Annotated in this window: 17 protein-coding genes; 4 read left to right on the top strand and 13 right to left on the bottom strand. The window is 60.3% G+C overall.

The window, feature by feature from the left end; translation table 11 throughout:
• Window positions 1-316: 316 nt before the first annotated feature.
• From msrQ to RG836_RS16995, 6 genes are all read right to left on the bottom strand, one after another.
• The gene (gene msrQ / locus RG836_RS17020; protein WP_310847725.1) at window positions 317-937 is read right to left on the bottom strand and encodes a protein-methionine-sulfoxide reductase heme-binding subunit MsrQ; all 621 of its coding nucleotides are present in this window, start codon (window positions 935-937) and stop codon (window positions 317-319) included.
• Entirely contained in the window at window positions 937-1,950 is a 1,014-nt protein-coding gene (gene msrP, locus RG836_RS17015) for a protein-methionine-sulfoxide reductase catalytic subunit MsrP (protein WP_310847723.1), read from the bottom strand. The genes msrQ and msrP overlap by 1 nt, the downstream gene beginning before the upstream one ends.
• Window positions 1,951-2,012: 62 nt before the next feature.
• Window positions 2,013-2,870 carry a CDP-diacylglycerol--serine O-phosphatidyltransferase gene (pssA, locus tag RG836_RS17010; RefSeq protein WP_310847722.1) on the bottom strand — a complete coding sequence of 286 codons (858 nt, stop codon included), beginning with the start codon at window positions 2,868-2,870 and terminating at the stop codon, window positions 2,013-2,015.
• A gap of 146 nt (window positions 2,871-3,016) precedes the next feature.
• On the bottom strand, window positions 3,017-4,033 hold the full coding sequence (gene ilvC, locus RG836_RS17005) for a ketol-acid reductoisomerase (protein ID WP_003185459.1): 1,017 nt from the start codon (window positions 4,031-4,033) through the stop codon (window positions 3,017-3,019).
• A 48-nt stretch (window positions 4,034-4,081) separates the two neighbouring features.
• Window positions 4,082-4,573 carry an acetolactate synthase small subunit gene (ilvN, locus tag RG836_RS17000; protein ID WP_003176102.1) on the bottom strand — a complete coding sequence of 164 codons (492 nt, stop codon included), beginning with the start codon at window positions 4,571-4,573 and terminating at the stop codon, window positions 4,082-4,084.
• A 2-nt stretch (window positions 4,574-4,575) separates the two neighbouring features.
• Window positions 4,576-6,300: an acetolactate synthase 3 large subunit gene (locus tag RG836_RS16995; protein WP_310847707.1), complete on the bottom strand. Its 1,725-nt coding sequence runs from the start codon at window positions 6,298-6,300 to the stop codon at window positions 4,576-4,578.
• A 401-nt stretch (window positions 6,301-6,701) separates the two neighbouring features.
• On the opposite strand from RG836_RS16995, the gene RG836_RS16990 reads away from it, so the two are divergent.
• Window positions 6,702-7,124: a DUF4124 domain-containing protein gene (locus RG836_RS16990; protein ID WP_310847704.1), complete on the top strand. Its 423-nt coding sequence runs from the start codon at window positions 6,702-6,704 to the stop codon at window positions 7,122-7,124.
• Between the two features lie 18 nt (window positions 7,125-7,142).
• Here RG836_RS16990 and RG836_RS16985 read toward each other — a convergent pair whose 3' ends face one another.
• Genes RG836_RS16985 through mrcB form a run of 3 tightly spaced genes read right to left on the bottom strand, consistent with a single transcriptional unit; the run spans window position 7,143 to window position 10,574 of the window.
• Window positions 7,143-7,478: a YqcC family protein gene (locus tag RG836_RS16985; RefSeq protein ID WP_310847701.1), complete on the bottom strand. Its 336-nt coding sequence runs from the start codon at window positions 7,476-7,478 to the stop codon at window positions 7,143-7,145.
• Window positions 7,478-8,233 (bottom strand): tetratricopeptide repeat protein, encoded by a 756-nt coding sequence (locus tag RG836_RS16980; protein WP_310847698.1) that lies wholly within the window; start codon window positions 8,231-8,233, stop codon window positions 7,478-7,480. The genes RG836_RS16985 and RG836_RS16980 overlap by 1 nt, the downstream gene beginning before the upstream one ends.
• Window positions 8,234-8,249: 16 nt before the next feature.
• Window positions 8,250-10,574: a penicillin-binding protein 1B gene (gene mrcB / locus RG836_RS16975; protein WP_310847695.1), complete on the bottom strand. Its 2,325-nt coding sequence runs from the start codon at window positions 10,572-10,574 to the stop codon at window positions 8,250-8,252.
• Window positions 10,575-10,691: 117 nt separating this feature from the next.
• Here mrcB and RG836_RS16970 point away from each other — a divergent pair, with 117 nt between their 5' ends.
• The 3 genes from RG836_RS16970 to RG836_RS16960 all read left to right on the top strand — a co-directional run bounded on the left by RG836_RS16970 (window position 10,692) and on the right by RG836_RS16960 (window position 13,233).
• Window positions 10,692-12,248 (top strand): bifunctional aminoglycoside phosphotransferase/ATP-binding protein, encoded by a 1,557-nt coding sequence (locus RG836_RS16970; protein WP_310847692.1) that lies wholly within the window; start codon window positions 10,692-10,694, stop codon window positions 12,246-12,248.
• 91 nt (window positions 12,249-12,339) lie between these two features.
• Complete coding sequence (locus RG836_RS16965; protein ID WP_310847690.1) at window positions 12,340-12,684, top strand: pentapeptide repeat-containing protein; 345 nt, start codon at window positions 12,340-12,342, stop codon at window positions 12,682-12,684.
• A gap of 276 nt (window positions 12,685-12,960) precedes the next feature.
• Window positions 12,961-13,233 (top strand): TfoX/Sxy family protein, encoded by a 273-nt coding sequence (locus RG836_RS16960; RefSeq protein WP_205886690.1) that lies wholly within the window; start codon window positions 12,961-12,963, stop codon window positions 13,231-13,233.
• Window positions 13,234-13,469: 236 nt separating this feature from the next.
• On the opposite strand, the gene RG836_RS16955 is transcribed toward RG836_RS16960, so the two are convergent.
• The 4 genes from RG836_RS16955 to RG836_RS16940 are packed head-to-tail and all read right to left on the bottom strand — an operon-like array spanning window position 13,470 to window position 17,019.
• A complete protein-coding gene (locus RG836_RS16955) occupies window positions 13,470-14,324 on the bottom strand; it encodes a ChaN family lipoprotein (RefSeq protein ID WP_310847685.1) in 855 nt (284 codons plus the stop codon).
• Window positions 14,325-14,345: 21 nt separating this feature from the next.
• Window positions 14,346-15,113, bottom strand: a complete 768-nt coding sequence (locus RG836_RS16950; protein ID WP_310847683.1) for a heme ABC transporter ATP-binding protein — start codon at window positions 15,111-15,113, stop codon at window positions 14,346-14,348.
• The gene (locus RG836_RS16945) at window positions 15,113-16,096 is read right to left on the bottom strand and encodes a FecCD family ABC transporter permease (protein ID WP_310847740.1); all 984 of its coding nucleotides are present in this window, start codon (window positions 16,094-16,096) and stop codon (window positions 15,113-15,115) included. The genes RG836_RS16950 and RG836_RS16945 overlap by 1 nt, the downstream gene beginning before the upstream one ends.
• Window positions 16,097-16,146: 50 nt before the next feature.
• On the bottom strand, window positions 16,147-17,019 hold the full coding sequence (locus RG836_RS16940; protein ID WP_310847681.1) for a heme/hemin ABC transporter substrate-binding protein: 873 nt from the start codon (window positions 17,017-17,019) through the stop codon (window positions 16,147-16,149).
• Between the last annotated feature and the right edge of the window lie 68 nt (window positions 17,020-17,087).

Raw genomic sequence — 17,087 nt, 5'->3', positions numbered from 1 at the left:
GGTTACTTTAAGAAGTTTCAAAGTTTCCCCTGCAACTTCAACCACTTGCGCTTTCGATCTCTCGTTAGCGGGAGGCGAATTCTACAGCGTTACTCGCTGCTGTCAACACCTCTTTTACAGCGCTTCGATCGAGTAGATCGAATCGTTAACAAGGCTCAAACCCACCGCCTTATCAACTCCTTCCAGGCTTCCATGAACTGAAGCCAGTTACAACCTAAAATCGTTTAACTCATTGAAACTCAAGGAGTTTTCCGTTTCGACTGCGCCGGAAGTGGGGCGAATTATAGACCTCCAGGATTTGCCGTCAACCCCTATTTCACGCTTTTGTCGCCGGTGATTGCTTTTTCGTGATTAAACGCGGAATTCGCCGGCTAACAGGCGGGATCCGCAGCAGCATTAACAGCGCACCTATAGAAGCATAGATCGCCCACTCCTTCAGATCCGCCCGCACAATCCACAACATATGCAGTAAACCCAAGCCCAATATCACGTAGGCCAAGCGATGCAGCTTCTTCCAACGCGCACCCAAGCGCCGTTGACTGTAGCGATTGGATGTCACCGCCAGCGCCAGCAAACACAGGAACGCAAGGGCTCCGACAATAATGTAAGGCCGCTTACGCAACTCAACGCCCAACTGCGACCAATCGAAGCCGAGGATAAACGCCGCATAAGCGCAGAGATGAAGGGTCACATGAGCAAAACACCACAACCCCAACTGACGCCGAACCGCGATCCACCCCGCCCAGCCCGTCAGTTTCTGCAGCGGCGTCATGCTCAAGGTAATCAGCAACAGAATCAGCGTTCCAAGCCCAAGCCGATCCACCAGCACCTTACCAGGATCCGGCCCCAGCACGTCCGCCCAAGCCTGATACACCCAAAGCAAAGGCCAAACCGCTGTGACTATAAAGACGGCAACACGCCAAACGGGGAAGCGCATCAGTAGTTCTTCCTCAGATCGAGACCTGTATAGAGAGAAGCAACTTCATCCGAGTATCCGTTGAACATCTGTGTATCACGGACATTCGGTTTGAACAGGCCACTCGGCAGCCGTCGCTCCCGTGCCTGGGTCCAACGGGGATGGTCGACCGTTGGGTTCACATTGGCGTAGAAGCCATACTCGTCCGCCGCAATGCTCTGCCAGGTGGTCTTCGGTTGCTCACTGACCAGGCTGATACGCACGATGGATTTGACGCTCTTGAAGCCATACTTCCAAGGCACCACCAGACGTAACGGCGCGCCGTTTTGATTCGGCAGCTCCCGTCCGTACATGCCCACCGCAAGAATTGCCAACGGATTCATCGCCTCATCCAATCGCAGCCCCTCGACATAAGGCCAGTCGATCAGGGCAAACCCCGAGCGCTGCCCCGGCATGCTTTGGGGATCCTGCAGTGTTTCGAAACGGATGAATTTGGCCTTGGACGTCGGCTCCACCTCCTTGAGCAGGGCCGAGATTGGAAAGCCGATCCACGGAATGACCATCGACCAGGCTTCGACGCAGCGCAGCCGATAGATGCGCTCCTCCAACTGATAGGGCCTCATGAAGTCTTCGAGTGCATAGCGCCCGGGCTTACCAACCTCGCCGTCCACCACAACGCTCCAGGGTTCAGTTTTCAGCGAGCCCGCATTAGCTGCCGGGTCACCTTTGTCCGTACCGAACTCATAGAAGTTGTTGTAGTGCGTGGCGTCCTTGAACGGCGTGATCGCCTCATCCTTGACGTTGACCGCGCCCCATTTGGTTGAAGGCAGCTTCTCGGCAAACCAAGCCGGCGCCTTGCCGGGTTCGACGTCAGGATAATGCGCAGCTTCTTGCGCGCCGACCCAACGGGGAAGACCGGCGACGGCCAAACCGGCGGCGGCCGCACCGAGCACTTTACGACGGGAGAGATAGAAAGCTTCAGGCGTGACGTCCGACTCTTGGCAGTCGGACGCTTTGGGGACTTTGATCAGCATGGCAACTCCGCAGCGTTGGAAACAGATGCACCAATAGACTGCGGAGTATGAGGGAAATTACATCACTCGGCGCTTTTGCGACGACGAAGATGCAACAAATACTGGACCGGGCCGGACGCCGCGTAGGCGAGGAACACCAGCAGCAGAATGCGCGGCGGATCGCTGAAGACCACGGCGAACACCAGCACCACCGCCAATATCGCCACGAACGGTACGCGCCCCTTCAAGTCCAGCTCTTTGAAGCTGTTGTACTTGATATTGCTGACCATCAGCATGCCCGCCGCGGCCACCATCAGCGCCACCAGAAAGGACATCTTCGAGCCCTGAATTCCGAAATCGCTGAACGCCCAGACAATACCGGCCACCACACCGGCAGCCGCCGGGCTCGCCAGGCCGATGAAGTAGCGTTTGTCTGCGGTGCCGACCTGGGTATTGAAACGCGCCAGCCGCAATGCCGCGCCGGCAACGTAAATGAAGGCGACCATCCAGCCGACCTTGCCCATATCCCCCAGTGCCCAGCCAAATGCGAGCAATGCTGGCGCGACGCCGAAAGCGACCATGTCCGACAGCGAGTCGTACTCGGCGCCAAACGCGCTCTGGGTGTTGGTCATGCGCGCCACCCGGCCATCGAGGCCGTCGAGCACCATGGCGACGAAAATCGCAATGGCGGCGAACGCGAAATACTTGCTGGCATTGGCCGAGTCACCGGCGCTTAACGCCGCCTGTGCGCTCATGGAATTGATGATGGAATAGAACCCCGCGAAGAGGTTCGCGGTGGTAAACAGATTCGGCAGAAGATAGATCCCACGATGTCGGACTTTACGGCCTTCAGCGTCGTGCCCTTCTTCGATGTGTTCATCGATGGGCAGCAGGCTTTCGGCGTCAGAAGCCTGATGTGGCTCTTCGGGACGTTCGCTCATGGACATTACCTTACAACGGTGTGGAAAAATTTCGACAGGAGCCGGCGGCGGCGGTTCGCCCGGCAAACGATGCAGCTTTATACCAGAAGCCGCTGCCCAAACGAAAAAACGCGGCCTAGGCCGCGTTTTCCGTACAAGTGCGCGACTTAGTTTTTAGCTTTGTCGACGATCTTGTTGGCACCGATCCACGGCATCATGGAGCGCAATTGCTCACCGATGATCTCGATACCGTGGGCGGCGTTGTTACGACGCTTGGCGGTCATCGAAGGATAGCCGGTCGCACCTTCACTGATGAACATCTTGGCGTATTCGCCGTCCTGAATACGTTTCAGGGCGTTGCGCATCGCCTGACGGGATTCGGCGTTGATCACTTCCGGGCCGGTCACGTACTCGCCGTATTCAGCGTTATTGGAGATCGAGTAGTTCATGTTGGCGATACCGCCTTCGTACATGAGGTCAACGATCAGCTTCAGTTCGTGCAGGCATTCGAAGTAGGCCATTTCCGGGGCGTAGCCCGCCTCAACCAGCGTTTCGAAACCGGCTTTCACCAGCTCAACGGTACCGCCGCACAGAACGGCTTGCTCGCCGAACAGGTCGGTTTCAGTCTCGTCCTTGAAAGTGGTTTCGATGATCCCGGTACGACCGCCACCCACACCAGCGGCGTAGGACAGTGCAACGTTCTTGGCATTGCCCGACGCATCCTGGTAGATCGCGATCAGGTCAGGGATACCACCGCCTTTGACGAACTCGGAGCGCACGGTGTGGCCCGGCGCTTTCGGCGCGATCATGATCACGTCGAGGTCGGCGCGTGGTACAACCTGGTTGTAGTGGATCGCGAAGCCGTGGGAGAAGGCCAGTGTGGCGCCTTTCTTGATGTTCGGCTCGATTTCGTTCTTGTACAGCGCGGACTGGAACTCGTCCGGGGTCAGGATCATGACCAGGTCGGCAGCGGCAACAGCGGACGCCACATCAGTCACTTTCAGGCCATGAGCTTCAGCCTTGGCCACGGTGGCCGAACCTTTACGCAGGCCAACGGTAACGTCAACGCCGGAGTCTTTCAGGTTGCACGCCTGCGCGTGGCCCTGGGAGCCGTAACCGATGATGGCGACTTTCTTGCCCTGGATGATCGACAGGTCGCAGTCTTTATCGTAGAAAACTTTCATGAATTTCCTCTCTATATCCTGGCCGTTCAGGCCAATCGCTAATTTGGTTTAGATGCTGAGTACTTTGTCGCCGCGGGCAATGCCGGTGACGCCACTTCGCACGGTTTCAAGAATCGAGGCCGTACCGATCGATTGAATAAAGCTGTCGAGCTTGTCGCTGGTACCGGTCAGTTGAACGGTATAAACGCTGGCGCTGACATCGACGATCTGCCCACGATAAATATCGGTAGTACGCTTGATCTCGGCGCGCTGGGCGCCGGTGGCCTTGACCTTGACCAGCATCAGTTCGCGCTCGATGTGAGCACTCTCCGACAGGTCAACCAGTTTGACCACTTCGATCAGTTTGTTGAGGTTCTTGGTGATCTGCTCGATGACTTCATCGTGCCCTACGGTGGTCAGCGTCAGACGCGACAGGGTCGGGTCTTCGGTTGGTGCCACGGTCAGGCTTTCGATGTTGTAGTTACGCTGCGAAAACAGCCCGACTACACGAGACAGAGCGCCCGGTTCGTTTTCCAGAAGCAGGGAAATAATATGCCGCATGATTAAGTACGCTCCGTCTTGCTGAGCCACATATCGCGCATGGAGCCGTCTTTGATCTGCATCGGGTAGACGTGCTCACCGGCGTCGACCTTGATGTCAATGAACACCAGGCGATCCTTCATGGCGAACGCTTCTTCCATCATCGGCTTCAAATCCTTCAGATCCGTGATGCGCATGCCCACGTGCCCGTAGGCCTCGGCCAGCTTGACGAAGTCCGGCAGCGACTCCATGTAGGAATGCGAGTGCCGAGCACCGTAGCTCATGTCCTGCCACTGACGGACCATGCCGAGCACGCCGTTGTTGAGCAGGATGATCTTCACCGGCAAATCGTGCTGCAGACAGGTCGACAGCTCCTGGATGTTCATTTGGATGCTGCCTTCGCCGGTTACGCAGGCGACGTCAGCGTCCGGGAAGGACAGTTTCACACCCATGGCCGCCGGGAAACCGAAGCCCATCGTGCCCAGGCCACCGGAGTTGATCCAGCGGTTGGGCTTGTTGAAGCGGTAGTACTGCGCCGCGAACATCTGGTGCTGACCCACATCCGACGCGACGTAGGCATCGCCCTTGGTCACTTCGTGCAGGGTTTCGATCACGGTTTGTGGCTTGATGATGCTGCCGTCACCCTTGTTGTAAGGGAACATGTCGCGGCCACCGCGCCACTCTTCGACTTGCTTCCACCAGGAAGCGACAGACTCCTTGTTAGGGGTTTCGCCGATTTCCTTGAAGGTCGCGACCATCTCGGTCAAGACACTTTCCACCGGGCCAACGATTGGAACGTCGGCCTTGATGGTCTTGGAGATTGAAGCCGGGTCGATATCGACGTGGATGATCTTGGCGCTTGGGCAGAATTTTGATGCGCCGTTGATAACGCGGTCGTCGAAACGCGCGCCGACTGCCAGGATCACGTCCGCGTGGTGCATGGCCAGGTTGGCGGTGTAGCTGCCGTGCATGCCAAGCATGCCGAGGAACTGGCGATCGCTGCCCGGATAAGCGCCGAGGCCCATCAGGGTGTTGGTCACCGGCGCGTTCAGCAGTTGCGCCAACTCGGTCAATGCCGCCGAACCGTTACCGAGGATCACGCCGCCGCCGGCATAAACAATTGGCCGCTTCGCCGCCAACAGCATTTCCACGGCTTTGCGGATCTGGCCGGAGTGGCCACGGACCGCCGGGCTGTAGGATCGCAGCTTGGCTTTTTTCGGGAAAACGTATTCGAACTTCTCGGCCGGGTTGGTCATGTCTTTCGGGATATCGACCACGACTGGCCCCGGACGACCGGACTGCGCCAGATAGAAGGCCTTCTTCATGATTTCCGGGATTTCCGACGCATGCTTGATCATGAAGCTGTGTTTCACGATCGGCCGGGAGATACCGATCATGTCGGTTTCCTGGAACGCATCAGTGCCGACCATGGTGCTAGGCACCTGAGCGGTCAGGATCACCATCGGAATCGAGTCCATGTACGCGGTGGCGATACCGGTAATGACGTTGGTGGCCCCGGGACCGGAAGTCACCAGTACCACGCCGGCCTTGCCGGTGGCGCGCGCATAGCCATCCGCCATGTGAGTGGCAGCCTGCTCGTGACGGACCAGAATATGTTGAACAGCCGGCTCTTTGAACAATGCATCGTAGATATGCAATGCGGCACCGCCAGGGTACCCATAGATGTATTTGACGCCTTCGTCGCGCAAAAAGCGGACGAGCATCTCACCGCCAGATAAAAGCTCCACGTTGTTCACCTCTAAAACGCCAGAATACCGTCCACATAGCAGTGGGACGGGTCTTAATAGGTTTACTTCTCGGCAGAGCATGAGCGACGGTGGTCGCCGACTACGTCAGCACTGACTGAGCAAGTATTGGGATCGTCCCAAGTGTTGCGGGCCTTTCCCACCCAGCGCGAGGTAACGCGTTGCGGGTGTAACAGGTCGGCGCGGATGTGCGCCTCATGATCTGCCGAGTGGGCCTGCTTCTGGCAGTCCCTCTACAGCGGACTTTGGATTCTTCTGTTTCGCCCTCTGCAAGTCAAGTCGTCTATGTGCTTTATTCGAAGTAAGCGCATGAGAACGCAAGAAAAAACCCGGAAACCGCGAGTGTGTTAGCTTCAATTGCGCACTTACCGCAAGGAAACGCCATGCGAACGATGTTGTTTATAGCCAGTTTGTCGGTCAGCCTGAGCAGCGCCTGCCTGGCCGCCCCCATTTATAAGTGGGTCGATGCGCAGGGTGTCACGCATTTCGACGCCCAACCTCCGCAAGACCAGCCGGCCACCACTGTCATCACCGCGCCCTCGCCGCCCGCCAAGGCTCCACCGCCGCGCGCCAGCAAGGTGATCGGTGATCAGCAAGCGATCGACCAACAGGTCAAGAAAGAGGTCGCTCAACAGCAGGAGCAACTCAAGGTGTTTTGCCAGCAGGCGCGGACCAACCTCGCTCAGTTGCGTAACAACCCGAGATTGCGCGAAGAAACTGAAGGATCAATGCGTCGCCTGACAGAAGAAGACCGCCAGGCGCGCATCGTCGAGACCGAACAGCAGATTGCCGATAACTGCCAGTGAACGCTGGCAGTCATCGGCCTAGCGGGACTCGGTGATCAGCAGATCGAACTCTTTGAGCAGGACTTGGAGCTGCCGATCCTTGCCCTGGACACTGCGTCCGGCGAAAACCATCTCGGCCATTTCCTGAATGCCCGAGGCGTTGGGCAATGGCAGGTCCTGTTCGAGGATCATCTTCATCCGTGGCAGGAAAATCCATTGCAGCCATTGCTCGAAGTCCAGCGTATCGACCGAGAACGGCTCAACACTGGACAAGGCCTCGGCGCTCGGCGGCACGTCGTCCCACCAGCCTTGCACCCGCAGTTCGCGTTCGATCAGCAGCAACTGCTCAGCGATTTTCGGAAAACGTGCATCCATCACAGCGCAACCTTGGCCTTTTGTCGGGCCAGCGCCGCGCCAGCCGGGTCGCCCTGTTTCTCTCGGGCCTGGGCGATCAATTCCCACAAACTGGCCTGCAGATCCGGGCGGCCGTTGGCCATGGTCAGGCCGCGGCGGGCAAATTGCTCGGCTTGCGGGGCATCGCCCTGCGCCATGCGCACCTGAGCGAGGCGATACAGCACTTGCGGTTCACGCGGGGCAACACGTTGCGCGCGCTCGAGACTGGAAGACGCACCGTTCAAGTCGCCACCGGCCTGTTGTTGCTGCGCGGTGGTCAGCAGCGCCAGCACCGGGCCATCCAGCTGTTCATCGGCCGACAAACCGCCGGAACGCGCAGCGGACGGAATGCCGCTAGGGGTCGACGGCACGCTGTAGCTGCCCTGGTTGATCGGCGCCGACTGCACGGGCGCGGCATCGTAGGCGCCGGCGGAAATCGGTGCCGAGGATGGACCAGGCACGATCGGCGAGCTGCTGATCGGCGCGGACGTGGTTGCCCCGCCGCCCGGCACCATCACCACCACACCGGTGTCACCCTGAGGAATTTCCTGGGCCTGGGCCTGCACCGGACGCTTGACGGTGGTCTGGCGGAAGCCGCCGTTGGCCGACACGCGTTCGCTGTTGGACACAGCCGTGCCGGAATCCTGCACGGGGATAGAACCACGCTGCACGGAGGAGCAACCGCTGAGCAAAGCCAGAGCGGTGACAGTCACCGCTGGAATCAACCACTTGTTCACTTGAAACCCTCTTTGCTTAATTCATCCAGCCCTTGACCCAATCCATCACCGATTCGCCAGAGGCAGGGCTTTCGCCACCGCACGCGGCGCCGGGAGGCGGTTCACTGCCGCGAATATACGGCATCTGCACTGCACCTGGGCAGTTGGCGTCGGAACCTTGCCCGGTACGCGAATCGACCCAGGCCTGGACGATGTTATCCGGTTGCGGCATGTCCAGCGGCAACGGGTCGGCCTTGCGCATGAAACTGGTCCAGACCTGCAAGGCACCGGTGGCGCCGGTGAACGGCGTCTTGCCGTTGTCGTCGCGACCGAGCCACACCACCGCCAGCAGATCCTGGCTGAAACCGGCAAACCAGCTGTCACGGGAATCGTTACTGGTGCCTGTCTTGCCGGCCAGCGTCAGGGTTTTCGGCAACACGTTATAGACCGAGCTGCCGGTGCCTTCACGCATGACCCGCTGCATGGCGCTCTGGATCAGATAAATGGACGCCGGATCAAAACGCTGTTGAATCTGAAACGGATAGCGTTTGAGCGGCTCGCCCTCCGCGGTCAGCACGCTGCGAATCCCGCGCATCGGCGTGTTGAAACCACCGTTGGCCAGGGTCTGGTACATGGTCGCCACTTCGATCGGCGTCATGCCACCGGCGCCCAGCAGCATTGAGGGGAAGGCCGGGAATTCACGGGTGATGCCCAGTCGACCGAGAGTCTTGAGCACGTTCGGCACTCCGACCTCCAGACCGAGCCGGGCGGTCGACAAGTTGTAGGAGTGCGCCAGGCCCTGATAGAGGAACACCGTGCCGTGGGAGCGGCGATCATAGTTCTGCGGTTTCCACACCTGGCCGTCGGCGCCCTTCACCGAAAAGGATTCGTCCGACAACCAACTGGTCAAACTGTACTGGCTCGGTTTCTCCAGCGCTGTCAGATAAACCGCCGGTTTGATCAGCGAGCCGATTGGCCGCACCGCATCCAGCGCCCGGTTGAACCCGGCGAAACTGGCCTGGCGACTGCCGATCATGGCCTGAACTTCCCCGGTTTCCGGGTTAGTGACCACCATCGCCGCTTCCACATCGTCCGAACCTTTGCGGCCGGCCAGGCGTTTAAACGTATCGTTGACCGAGGCTTCAGCCTTCATCTGCAGGATCGGGTCGAAACTGGTGAAGATCCGCAGGCCTTCTTCGGTCAAGTCTTCGTCACGGTAATCTTCGCGCAACTGGCGCTTGACCAGATCGATGAAGCCCGGGAACGAACTGTCGGCCAATTTGCCGCGAGTGGTCACCCCCAGCGGCATTTTCTTCGCAGCGGCCACCTGCTCGGCAGTGGCGACGCCTTGCTGCTCAAGCACGTCGAGGACCAGGTTGCGCCGCTCCAGCGCCCGCTCCGGGTTACGGCGCGGGTTGTAATAAGACGGGCCCTTGACCATGCCCACCAGCAACGCTACTTGATGCAGCTTCAGCTCGGACAAAGGTTGGCCGAAGAAGAACTGACTCGCCAGACCAAAACCGTGCACGGCGCGCTGGCCGTCCTGACCGACGAACACTTCGTTGAGGTAGGCCTCGAGAATCTCGCGCTTGTCGTAGTGCAACTCCAGCAGCATCGCCATCATGGCTTCAGTGAGTTTGCGTGTCAGACTGCGCTCGCTGGTCAGGTAGAAGTTCTTGACCAGTTGCTGAGTCAGGGTACTGCCACCCTGAGTCATGCGGCCGCCGGAGGTGTTGACGTACACCGCGCGGGCAATCGATTTCGGCGAGACGCCCCAGTGACTGTAGAAATCCCGGTCTTCCACGGCGACCAGGGTTTCCAGCAGATACGGCGGCACCTGATCGATCTTGATCAGGATCCGGTCTTCGAGGTTTTTCGGGTAGATCCCGCCGATCAGCAGCGGCTCCAGGCGCACCACCGACAATTTCGTGCCGTTGGTGGCGGAGAGTTCGGCCACATAGTCGCCGGAGAAGCGCACGCGCACCGGCTGGGCTTTTTCCAGGCCTTCATAGAACTGGAAACCACGGGTGTTCAAATCGACCGTATTGCCATTCACCGCCGCCGCGCCGGGGCCGTTGCTCACGGCTTCGCGGCGATAACCCAAGGCATCGAGCTCGGTGAGAAAGTCTTCCTTGCTGAGCTTCTGCCCGGTAAACAGCTCCAACGGCCGGGCATACACCTTGGCCGGAATCGTCCAGCGCTTGCCGGAAAACTTTTCCTGGACGATAGCGTCAAGGTAAACCGCGAACCCGGCGAGCACCACGAGGCCGACCAGGCTGAGTTTAAGGGCCCAGCCCAACCAGGGACGCAAGCGGCTGGAGGGTGGTTTCTTGGGGGTGCGGGGGGATCGAGTACGAGTCATGGCGGCGGATTATACGCACTTTATTCATCCTCAACAGGAGCGCTCCGAGGTTTGCGTCAGGCGGACTTGCGGCCATAATGGCGGCCACTCTTTTTCCCCGACTCTGAAGGATCGCCTGTGAGCCAGTCCCTGATCGCTGCCCTGCAAAACCCTGCACTGTTTCCGCACCCTGTCGAGGGATTCCAGGTCATCGAGACCCACATTTCCTGGGTACTGCTCACCGGCCCCTTTGCTTATAAAGTGAAGAAACCCGTCAACTTCGGTTTCCTCGACTTCACCACGCTTGAGGCCCGCGAGCACTTTTGCACTGAAGAGCTGCGCCTCAACCAGCGCCTGACTCATGATTTGTATCTTGAAGTGTTGCCGATCACCGGCAGTGTCGAGTCCCCTGGATTCGGCGGCACTGGCCCGGTGCTCGATTACGCCCTGAAAATGCGCCAGTTCCCGCAGAGCCAGTTGCTCAGCACCCTGCAAGCCAACGGCGAACTGACCACCGCGCACATCGACGAGATGGCGGCGCAGATTGCGCAGTTCCACCTGAACGCGCCAAAAGTCCCGGCCGAACACGACGCCGGTACTCCGGACAGCGTAATGGCGCCGGTGCGTCAGAACTTCGAGCAGATTCGCCCGTTCCTCAGCGACAAAGCCGACCTGCTGCAACTCGACGCCTTGCAAGCCTGGGCGGAAAGCAGCTTCGATCGCCTCAAGCCGCTGTTCACCCAGCGCAAGGCCGACGGCTTCACCCGTGAATGCCACGGCGACATCCACTTGGGCAATGCCACGGTTATCGACGGCCAAGTGGTGATCTTCGACTGCATCGAGTTCAACGAACCGTTCCGCTTCACTGACGTGTACGCCGATACCGGTTTCCTGGCGATGGACCTGGAAGACCGTGGCCTGAAATCCCTGGCCCGCCGCTTTATCAGCCAATACCTGGAACTGACCGGCGACTACCAAGGCCTGGAAGTGCTGAACTTCTACAAAGCCTACCGCGCCATGGTGCGCGCCAAGGTTACGCTGTTCAGCATGCCGGCCGAAGCCGATCCGGTGCAACGCGCCACCACCCTGCGCCAGTACCGCAACTACGCCAACCTGGCGGAAAGCTACAGCACCATTCCATCGCGTTTCCTCGCCATCACCCATGGCGTGTCCGCAGTCGGCAAGAGCCGCGTGGCCATGCGCCTGGTCGAAGCCTTGGGCGCCATTCGCTTGCGCTCGGACGTGGAACGCAAGCGTCTGTTCGGCGAGCAGCAAGTACCGAACGATCCGCAAGCCGGCATCTATAGCAACGAGGCCAGCGTGGCCACCTACAAGCACCTGCATGGGATCGCCGACACCATCCTGCGCGCCGGTTTCCCAGTGGTGATCGACGCCACGTACCTCAAGCGCGAGCAACGCGATGGCGCAGCAAAAACCGCCGAAGCTACTGGCGCGCCGTTCCTGATCCTCGACTGCAACGCCCCGCAGGCTGTCATCGAAGGCTGGCTGAAGCTGCGTCAGGCCGATAATACCGACCCATCCGACGCCAATCTGGCCGTCATCGAAGCCCAGCACGCCAGCCGCGAAGCGCTGACCCCGGCGGAAATTCTCTGCAGCAAGCGCGTGCAGACCAATGAAAGCGGGACGCTTGACGTAGTTGTGGCGCAAATTCGCCAACGCCTGCCGGGCCTGTAAAAAACTATTTCAGTCGTGAGGCCGGCTTCGGCTTCACGACTGCAAGGTAGTGGCACTATACTGGCGTCATAAAACCATCAGGTGATGCGACATGAGCCAGCCCAAGCTTCTCGACAGTCTGCTGTATTCCTTGCTGCACAAGGACGACGTTGCCACCTTCAACAAGGAACGTCCCCTCGACGGGGCGATCGACATGCGCGATGGCGACTTTCGTGGCCTCGACCTGCGTGAACTGAATGCCGACGGCATCGACTTCACCAACGCTTACTTCCGCTCCGCCGACTTGCGCGGCATCGACTTCAGCAATGCGTCGCTGGAAGGTGCAAGCCTGGCCCATGCGCAGATCTCCGGGGCTTACTTCCCGCCTGAACTGAGCGCCGACGAAATTCTGATGTCGATGAATTTCGGCACTCGCCTGCGTTATCGCACTCGCTGATACCCGCAGCGCCTCCCTGATCCAGCGCAATACCTTGTGGAGCGAGCCTGCTCGCGAAAATGGCGTGTCAGGCAAACCGCCTTCGCGAGCAGGCTCGCTCTCACAAGACTTGCACCTCCCTCCGGGACTGAATTCGCAGACCCTTCGTACACCTCAAAGCCTTGCCTCTTAGAAGCTTTTGCGTCGAAACCGACCAAAGAATCACGCTTTTCCTACTGATGGCTACACTCCTCAGAAGCTTGCCCACGCACCATTCGGCCGTCGCAAGGAGGCTTGATGAATGATGAACTGCAACACCTGAAGAATCTTGGCAAGACGTCGGCGCAGTGGCTGCATGCCGTGGGCATTCACAGCGCTTCGGACTTGCGCCGATTGGGGGCGGTTGACGCCTATCGGGCCGTGCGCACGCGCGGATTCCGAGCCTCCAAGGTGTTGTTATATGCCATTGAAGGCGCACTGATGGATGTGCACTGGAACGACATTCCTGCTGAACGCAAGGAAGCCCTTAACCAGCAGCTGGACGCCATTTCTTCGCGCCACAAGAACTGACAGAACCAGGCACAGAAGTTGGGGCGTTTCAGCCACTCTCTGGGAGATTTCAAACCACTGCAAAATCAGTGGTTGACTTGGTAATGAGAATCGCTATGATTATCACAACTGGTCGCGAGACTAGTCGATCTTCTGAAAGACCTTGGTTCGGACTCTCAGAAAATCTCCTCATCAGGCTAATCACGGTTATTTGACCCGGCTCTTGCCGGGTCTTTTTTTGCCCGCAGAAAAGTGCCTCAGCGCTTGCCCATATGCTCGCGCATCTGCGCGCAATAATCTTTGGCCGGTTGCGCGGGCGTGTACCACACGTAATCCGCCATCGCCGCGGCCACCTCGTTGCCCTGCTCCGCCAACATCAACACCGCAAGGCGATCGCTCTCGCCTAAATCCAGCCCATGCAACGGTACACCAACATCCTTGCGCGCATGGTAAGCCCCCGCGAGCAACAAGGCGGGCGCAGGTGCCGCGAACAGCCGTTCAGCCATGCGTCGATCCCGTTGCTGCTGCACCGCCAGCATCGCCGGCATCTGTGTGGCAGGTAGCAAACCGCAGTGGGATTCGCTGATTTGCTCGAGCAACGTCGCTTTAACCGACGCCGCGTTGGCATGCGAGCCGCTTAAGCTCGGCGGCGTGGCATAGGTGCTGCGCACCTCGCCATCGTCGAGATTGGCCGCCAGCAGTGGATAAGGTTGTTGCACTGCGAACTCGACAATCGGCCCGTACAAGTTCCAGTCCCAACCCGGTTGCCAGGCCAGCGCGGCAGGCATATCCGCTGGCGGTGGCGATGCCTGGCGCACCGCATCTACCCGCGATTGCTGGGAAGGCGTGAGCATCTCCAGCAGCAGGCTGCCCTGCGTTCGTCGTTCGCCCAAGTCCTGCAACAGCCAAAGTTGCAATTGGTGATGATCACGATTGTCGTGCTGCTCGCCAACGATCACCCGCGAAGCCATGGCCAAGCGCTCGACCAATTGCTGCTCGGTCAGCGCTTGCCCGGTGCGTAAGTCCAGGATGTGTTCGCTGATCGGCGGCGGCGCCGTGACGTGCTGGCAGCCACCCAGCAGCAGGACGGCCAGCAGAAAAATCCTGTGCATGCATTCACCTCCATGATCGGATCAGCGGGCGATGATCAACGGATGACCGCGCTCCGGATGGGCCTGGACCAACACGTCCAGGCCAAACACCGCTTTCAGCGGCCCGGCCTGCAATACCTGCTGTGGCGTGCCGAGCACAAACGGCCGCCCGCCTTCCAGCAGCAACAGACGGTCACAATAACGCGCGGCCAGGTTCAAATCATGCAGGATCACCAATACCGCCGCGCCGCGGTCGGCGAAGTCGCGCACCGCTTGCAGGATGGTGTGCTGGTGCAGCGGATCTAGCATCGAAGTCGGCTCGTCCAGCAACAACGTTTGCCCGATTTGCCCCGGCCACAGCTGCGCCAGCACCCGCGCCAAATGCACCCGTTGCCGCTCGCCGCCGGACAAGCCCAGATAACTGCGTCCGTGCAAATGGCTGACATCGGCGGCGTCGAGGGCCGCGTTGACGATTTCGTCGTCACGCTGGCGACCGGTTTGATGCGGCAGGCGCCCCATGCCGACCACCTCCTCGACGCGGAAGGCGAAATCCAGGGTCGAGGCTTGCGGCAGCACCGCCAAACGCTGGGCTCGCTCGTTGCCCGGCCATTGGCTCAGCTCACGTTGATCTAGCCAGACCTGGCCCTGCTCGGCGCGCAACTCGCCGCTCAAGGCACCGAGCAAGGTGCTTTTGCCGGCACCGTTCGGGCCGAGCACACCCAGCACTTCGCCCGGTTGCACGGCCAAGGTGACGCCTGCCAACACGGTTTTGCGTCCACGCTGGATATGCAGATCCTCTGTGCGCAGCATCAGGCACGCCCCCGCAGCAACAGAAACAGGAAGAACGGCGCACCGATAAACGCGGTGACGATGCCGATCGGCAACTCCGCGGGCGCCAACGCCAGGCGCGCCACCAGATCGGCGAAAAGCAACAGGCTGGCGCCGGCCAATATCGAGGCCGGCAACAGCACTTTGTGATCGGGCCCGGCCAGCAGTCGCACCAGATGCGGCACCACCAGCCCGACAAACCCGATCATCCCCGCGGCCGCCACCGCCGCACCGACACCCAGCGCGGTGCAGAACACTAACTCGCGTTTTAACCGCTCGACATTAATCCCCAGGTGACTGGCTTCCGATTCCCCCAACAGCAAGACATTCAGCGCCTTGGCCCGTCGTGGCAGCCACAGCGCGACCGCGAGGCTGACCAGCAACAAGGGCCACAACCGCGCGTAACTGGCGCCGTTCAGGCTGCCGAGGTTCCAGAATGTCAGCGTGCGCAACGTGGCATCGTCCGCCAGGTAAGTGAACAGCCCGACCGCCGAACCGCCCAGCGCCGTCAGCGCGATCCCGGCCAACAGCATGGTGGCGACGTTGGTCTGGCCATTGCGACGACCGAGGCGGTACACCAAGGCCGTCACCCCGAGCCCGCCGATAAACGCACACAGCGACAACAGGTACGGGCCGAACGACTCCGGCAAACCGCCGAACAACGAGCCGCCGACAATCGCGATCGCCGCGCCCAGTGCCGCGCCGCTGGAGACACCGACCAGTCCTGGATCGGCCAGCGGATTGCGAAACAATCCCTGCATCGCCACGCCGGACAACGCCAGCACGCCGCCCACCGCCAGGCCGAGCAAGGTGCGGGGCAGGCGAATCTGTCCAAGGATCAGTTCAGCCTGTTCCAGGCCCTCAGCGGGTATCGGCAGGCCGAGCATCCGCAACGCCGCGCGCAAGGTATCGAGCAACGGCAAGCTGACCGGCCCCAGCGCCAGGGACAGCCAAATCGCCAACAGACACAACAGGCTCAAGCCGATAAACAAGGCTCGAGGTTTGAGCAGGGGTCTCATCGCGCAGTAGCGTCAGGGTAGAAACTGGCCGAGAGTTTCACCAGGCTGGCCGGTAGCCGTGGCCCGAGGCCGCCGACCAGCAGCGTCGGATCCAGCTCGAACACGCGTCCGGCCTTGGCGGCTGGCGTGGCGGAGAGGATCGGATTCTCCTTGAACAGCGCCGCGCGTGCCGCCTCGCCAGTCAGCGCGCGGTCCGAGATCACCAGCACTTCGGGACTGAGCCCGGCCAGGGATTCCAGGGAAAACGGTTTGTAGCCGCTATGAGTCGCCAGGTTGTGGCCGCCGGCCTGTTCCAGCAGCCAGTCCGCCGCCGTGCCCTTACCGGCGATCATCGGTTTGCCGCCCGCGTGGCCGAGCAGCAACAGCACACCCGGTGCCTTATGCGCGGTTTGCGCCTGAGCCACCCAGGCTTTCTGCTGCTCGATCTGCTGTTGATAAGTCGCATACAACGCGCCGGCCCGGTCCTCGGCGCCGAGCAGCGTGCCCAGGTGCTGGAGGTTTTTCTGCAACGTCGGCAAGTCCGGCTGGGCGGAGAACAACTCGACCTGCACCCCGGCGCTGCGGATCTGCGCCAACACCGGCGGCGGGCCCATTTCTTCGGTGCCCACCAGGATTTGTGGGCGCAAACTCAAGATGCCTTCGGCGGACAACGCCCGTTGATAGCCAATGCTTGGCAGGGCCTTGAGCGATTCCGGGTGCTGGCTGGTGGTGTCGACGCCCACCAGTTTCGCCTCGCCGCCCAGCGCGCTGACCCATTCCGACAACGCCCCACCGGCGCTGACCCAACGTTGAGGCAACTCGGCGGCGAGGCCCTGATGACTGGCCAGCAGGGCGACACACAGCGCGGCAACGCGGGTACTCAGGCGCATAAACAAGCTTCCTTCAAAGTTTTTCCCAAGGCGCCGGGCGCGGGTGCGACAAGCCAAGTATCCTCAAC

Origin of the sequence: Pseudomonas rhizozeae, assembly GCF_031583775.1 — a bacterium.
GTDB lineage: Bacteria > Pseudomonadota > Gammaproteobacteria > Pseudomonadales > Pseudomonadaceae > Aquipseudomonas.
This window is presented reverse-complemented; position numbering and strand designations above follow the sequence as displayed.

Excerpts from the sequence above, each read along its gene's own strand:
- msrQ (WP_310847725.1), bottom strand. The coding sequence starts at position 937 with ATGCGCTTCCCCGTTTGGCGTGTTGCCGTCTTTATAGTCACAGCGGTT.
- msrP (WP_310847723.1), bottom strand. The coding sequence starts at position 1,950 with ATGCTGATCAAAGTCCCCAAAGCGTCCGACTGCCAAGAGTCGGACGTC.
- pssA (WP_310847722.1), bottom strand. The coding sequence starts at position 2,870 with ATGAGCGAACGTCCCGAAGAGCCACATCAGGCTTCTGACGCCGAAAGC.
- ilvC (WP_003185459.1), bottom strand. The coding sequence starts at position 4,033 with ATGAAAGTTTTCTACGATAAAGACTGCGACCTGTCGATCATCCAGGGC.
- ilvN (WP_003176102.1), bottom strand. The coding sequence starts at position 4,573 with ATGCGGCATATTATTTCCCTGCTTCTGGAAAACGAACCGGGCGCTCTG.
- RG836_RS16990 (WP_310847704.1), top strand. The coding sequence starts at position 6,702 with ATGCGAACGATGTTGTTTATAGCCAGTTTGTCGGTCAGCCTGAGCAGC.
- RG836_RS16985 (WP_310847701.1), bottom strand. The coding sequence starts at position 7,478 with ATGGATGCACGTTTTCCGAAAATCGCTGAGCAGTTGCTGCTGATCGAA.
- mrcB (WP_310847695.1), bottom strand. The coding sequence starts at position 10,574 with ATGACTCGTACTCGATCCCCCCGCACCCCCAAGAAACCACCCTCCAGC.
- RG836_RS16965 (WP_310847690.1), top strand. The coding sequence starts at position 12,340 with ATGAGCCAGCCCAAGCTTCTCGACAGTCTGCTGTATTCCTTGCTGCAC.
- RG836_RS16960 (WP_205886690.1), top strand. The coding sequence starts at position 12,961 with ATGAATGATGAACTGCAACACCTGAAGAATCTTGGCAAGACGTCGGCG.
- RG836_RS16955 (WP_310847685.1), bottom strand. The coding sequence starts at position 14,324 with ATGCACAGGATTTTTCTGCTGGCCGTCCTGCTGCTGGGTGGCTGCCAG.
- RG836_RS16950 (WP_310847683.1), bottom strand. The coding sequence starts at position 15,113 with ATGCTGCGCACAGAGGATCTGCATATCCAGCGTGGACGCAAAACCGTG.
- RG836_RS16940 (WP_310847681.1), bottom strand. The coding sequence starts at position 17,019 with ATGCGCCTGAGTACCCGCGTTGCCGCGCTGTGTGTCGCCCTGCTGGCC.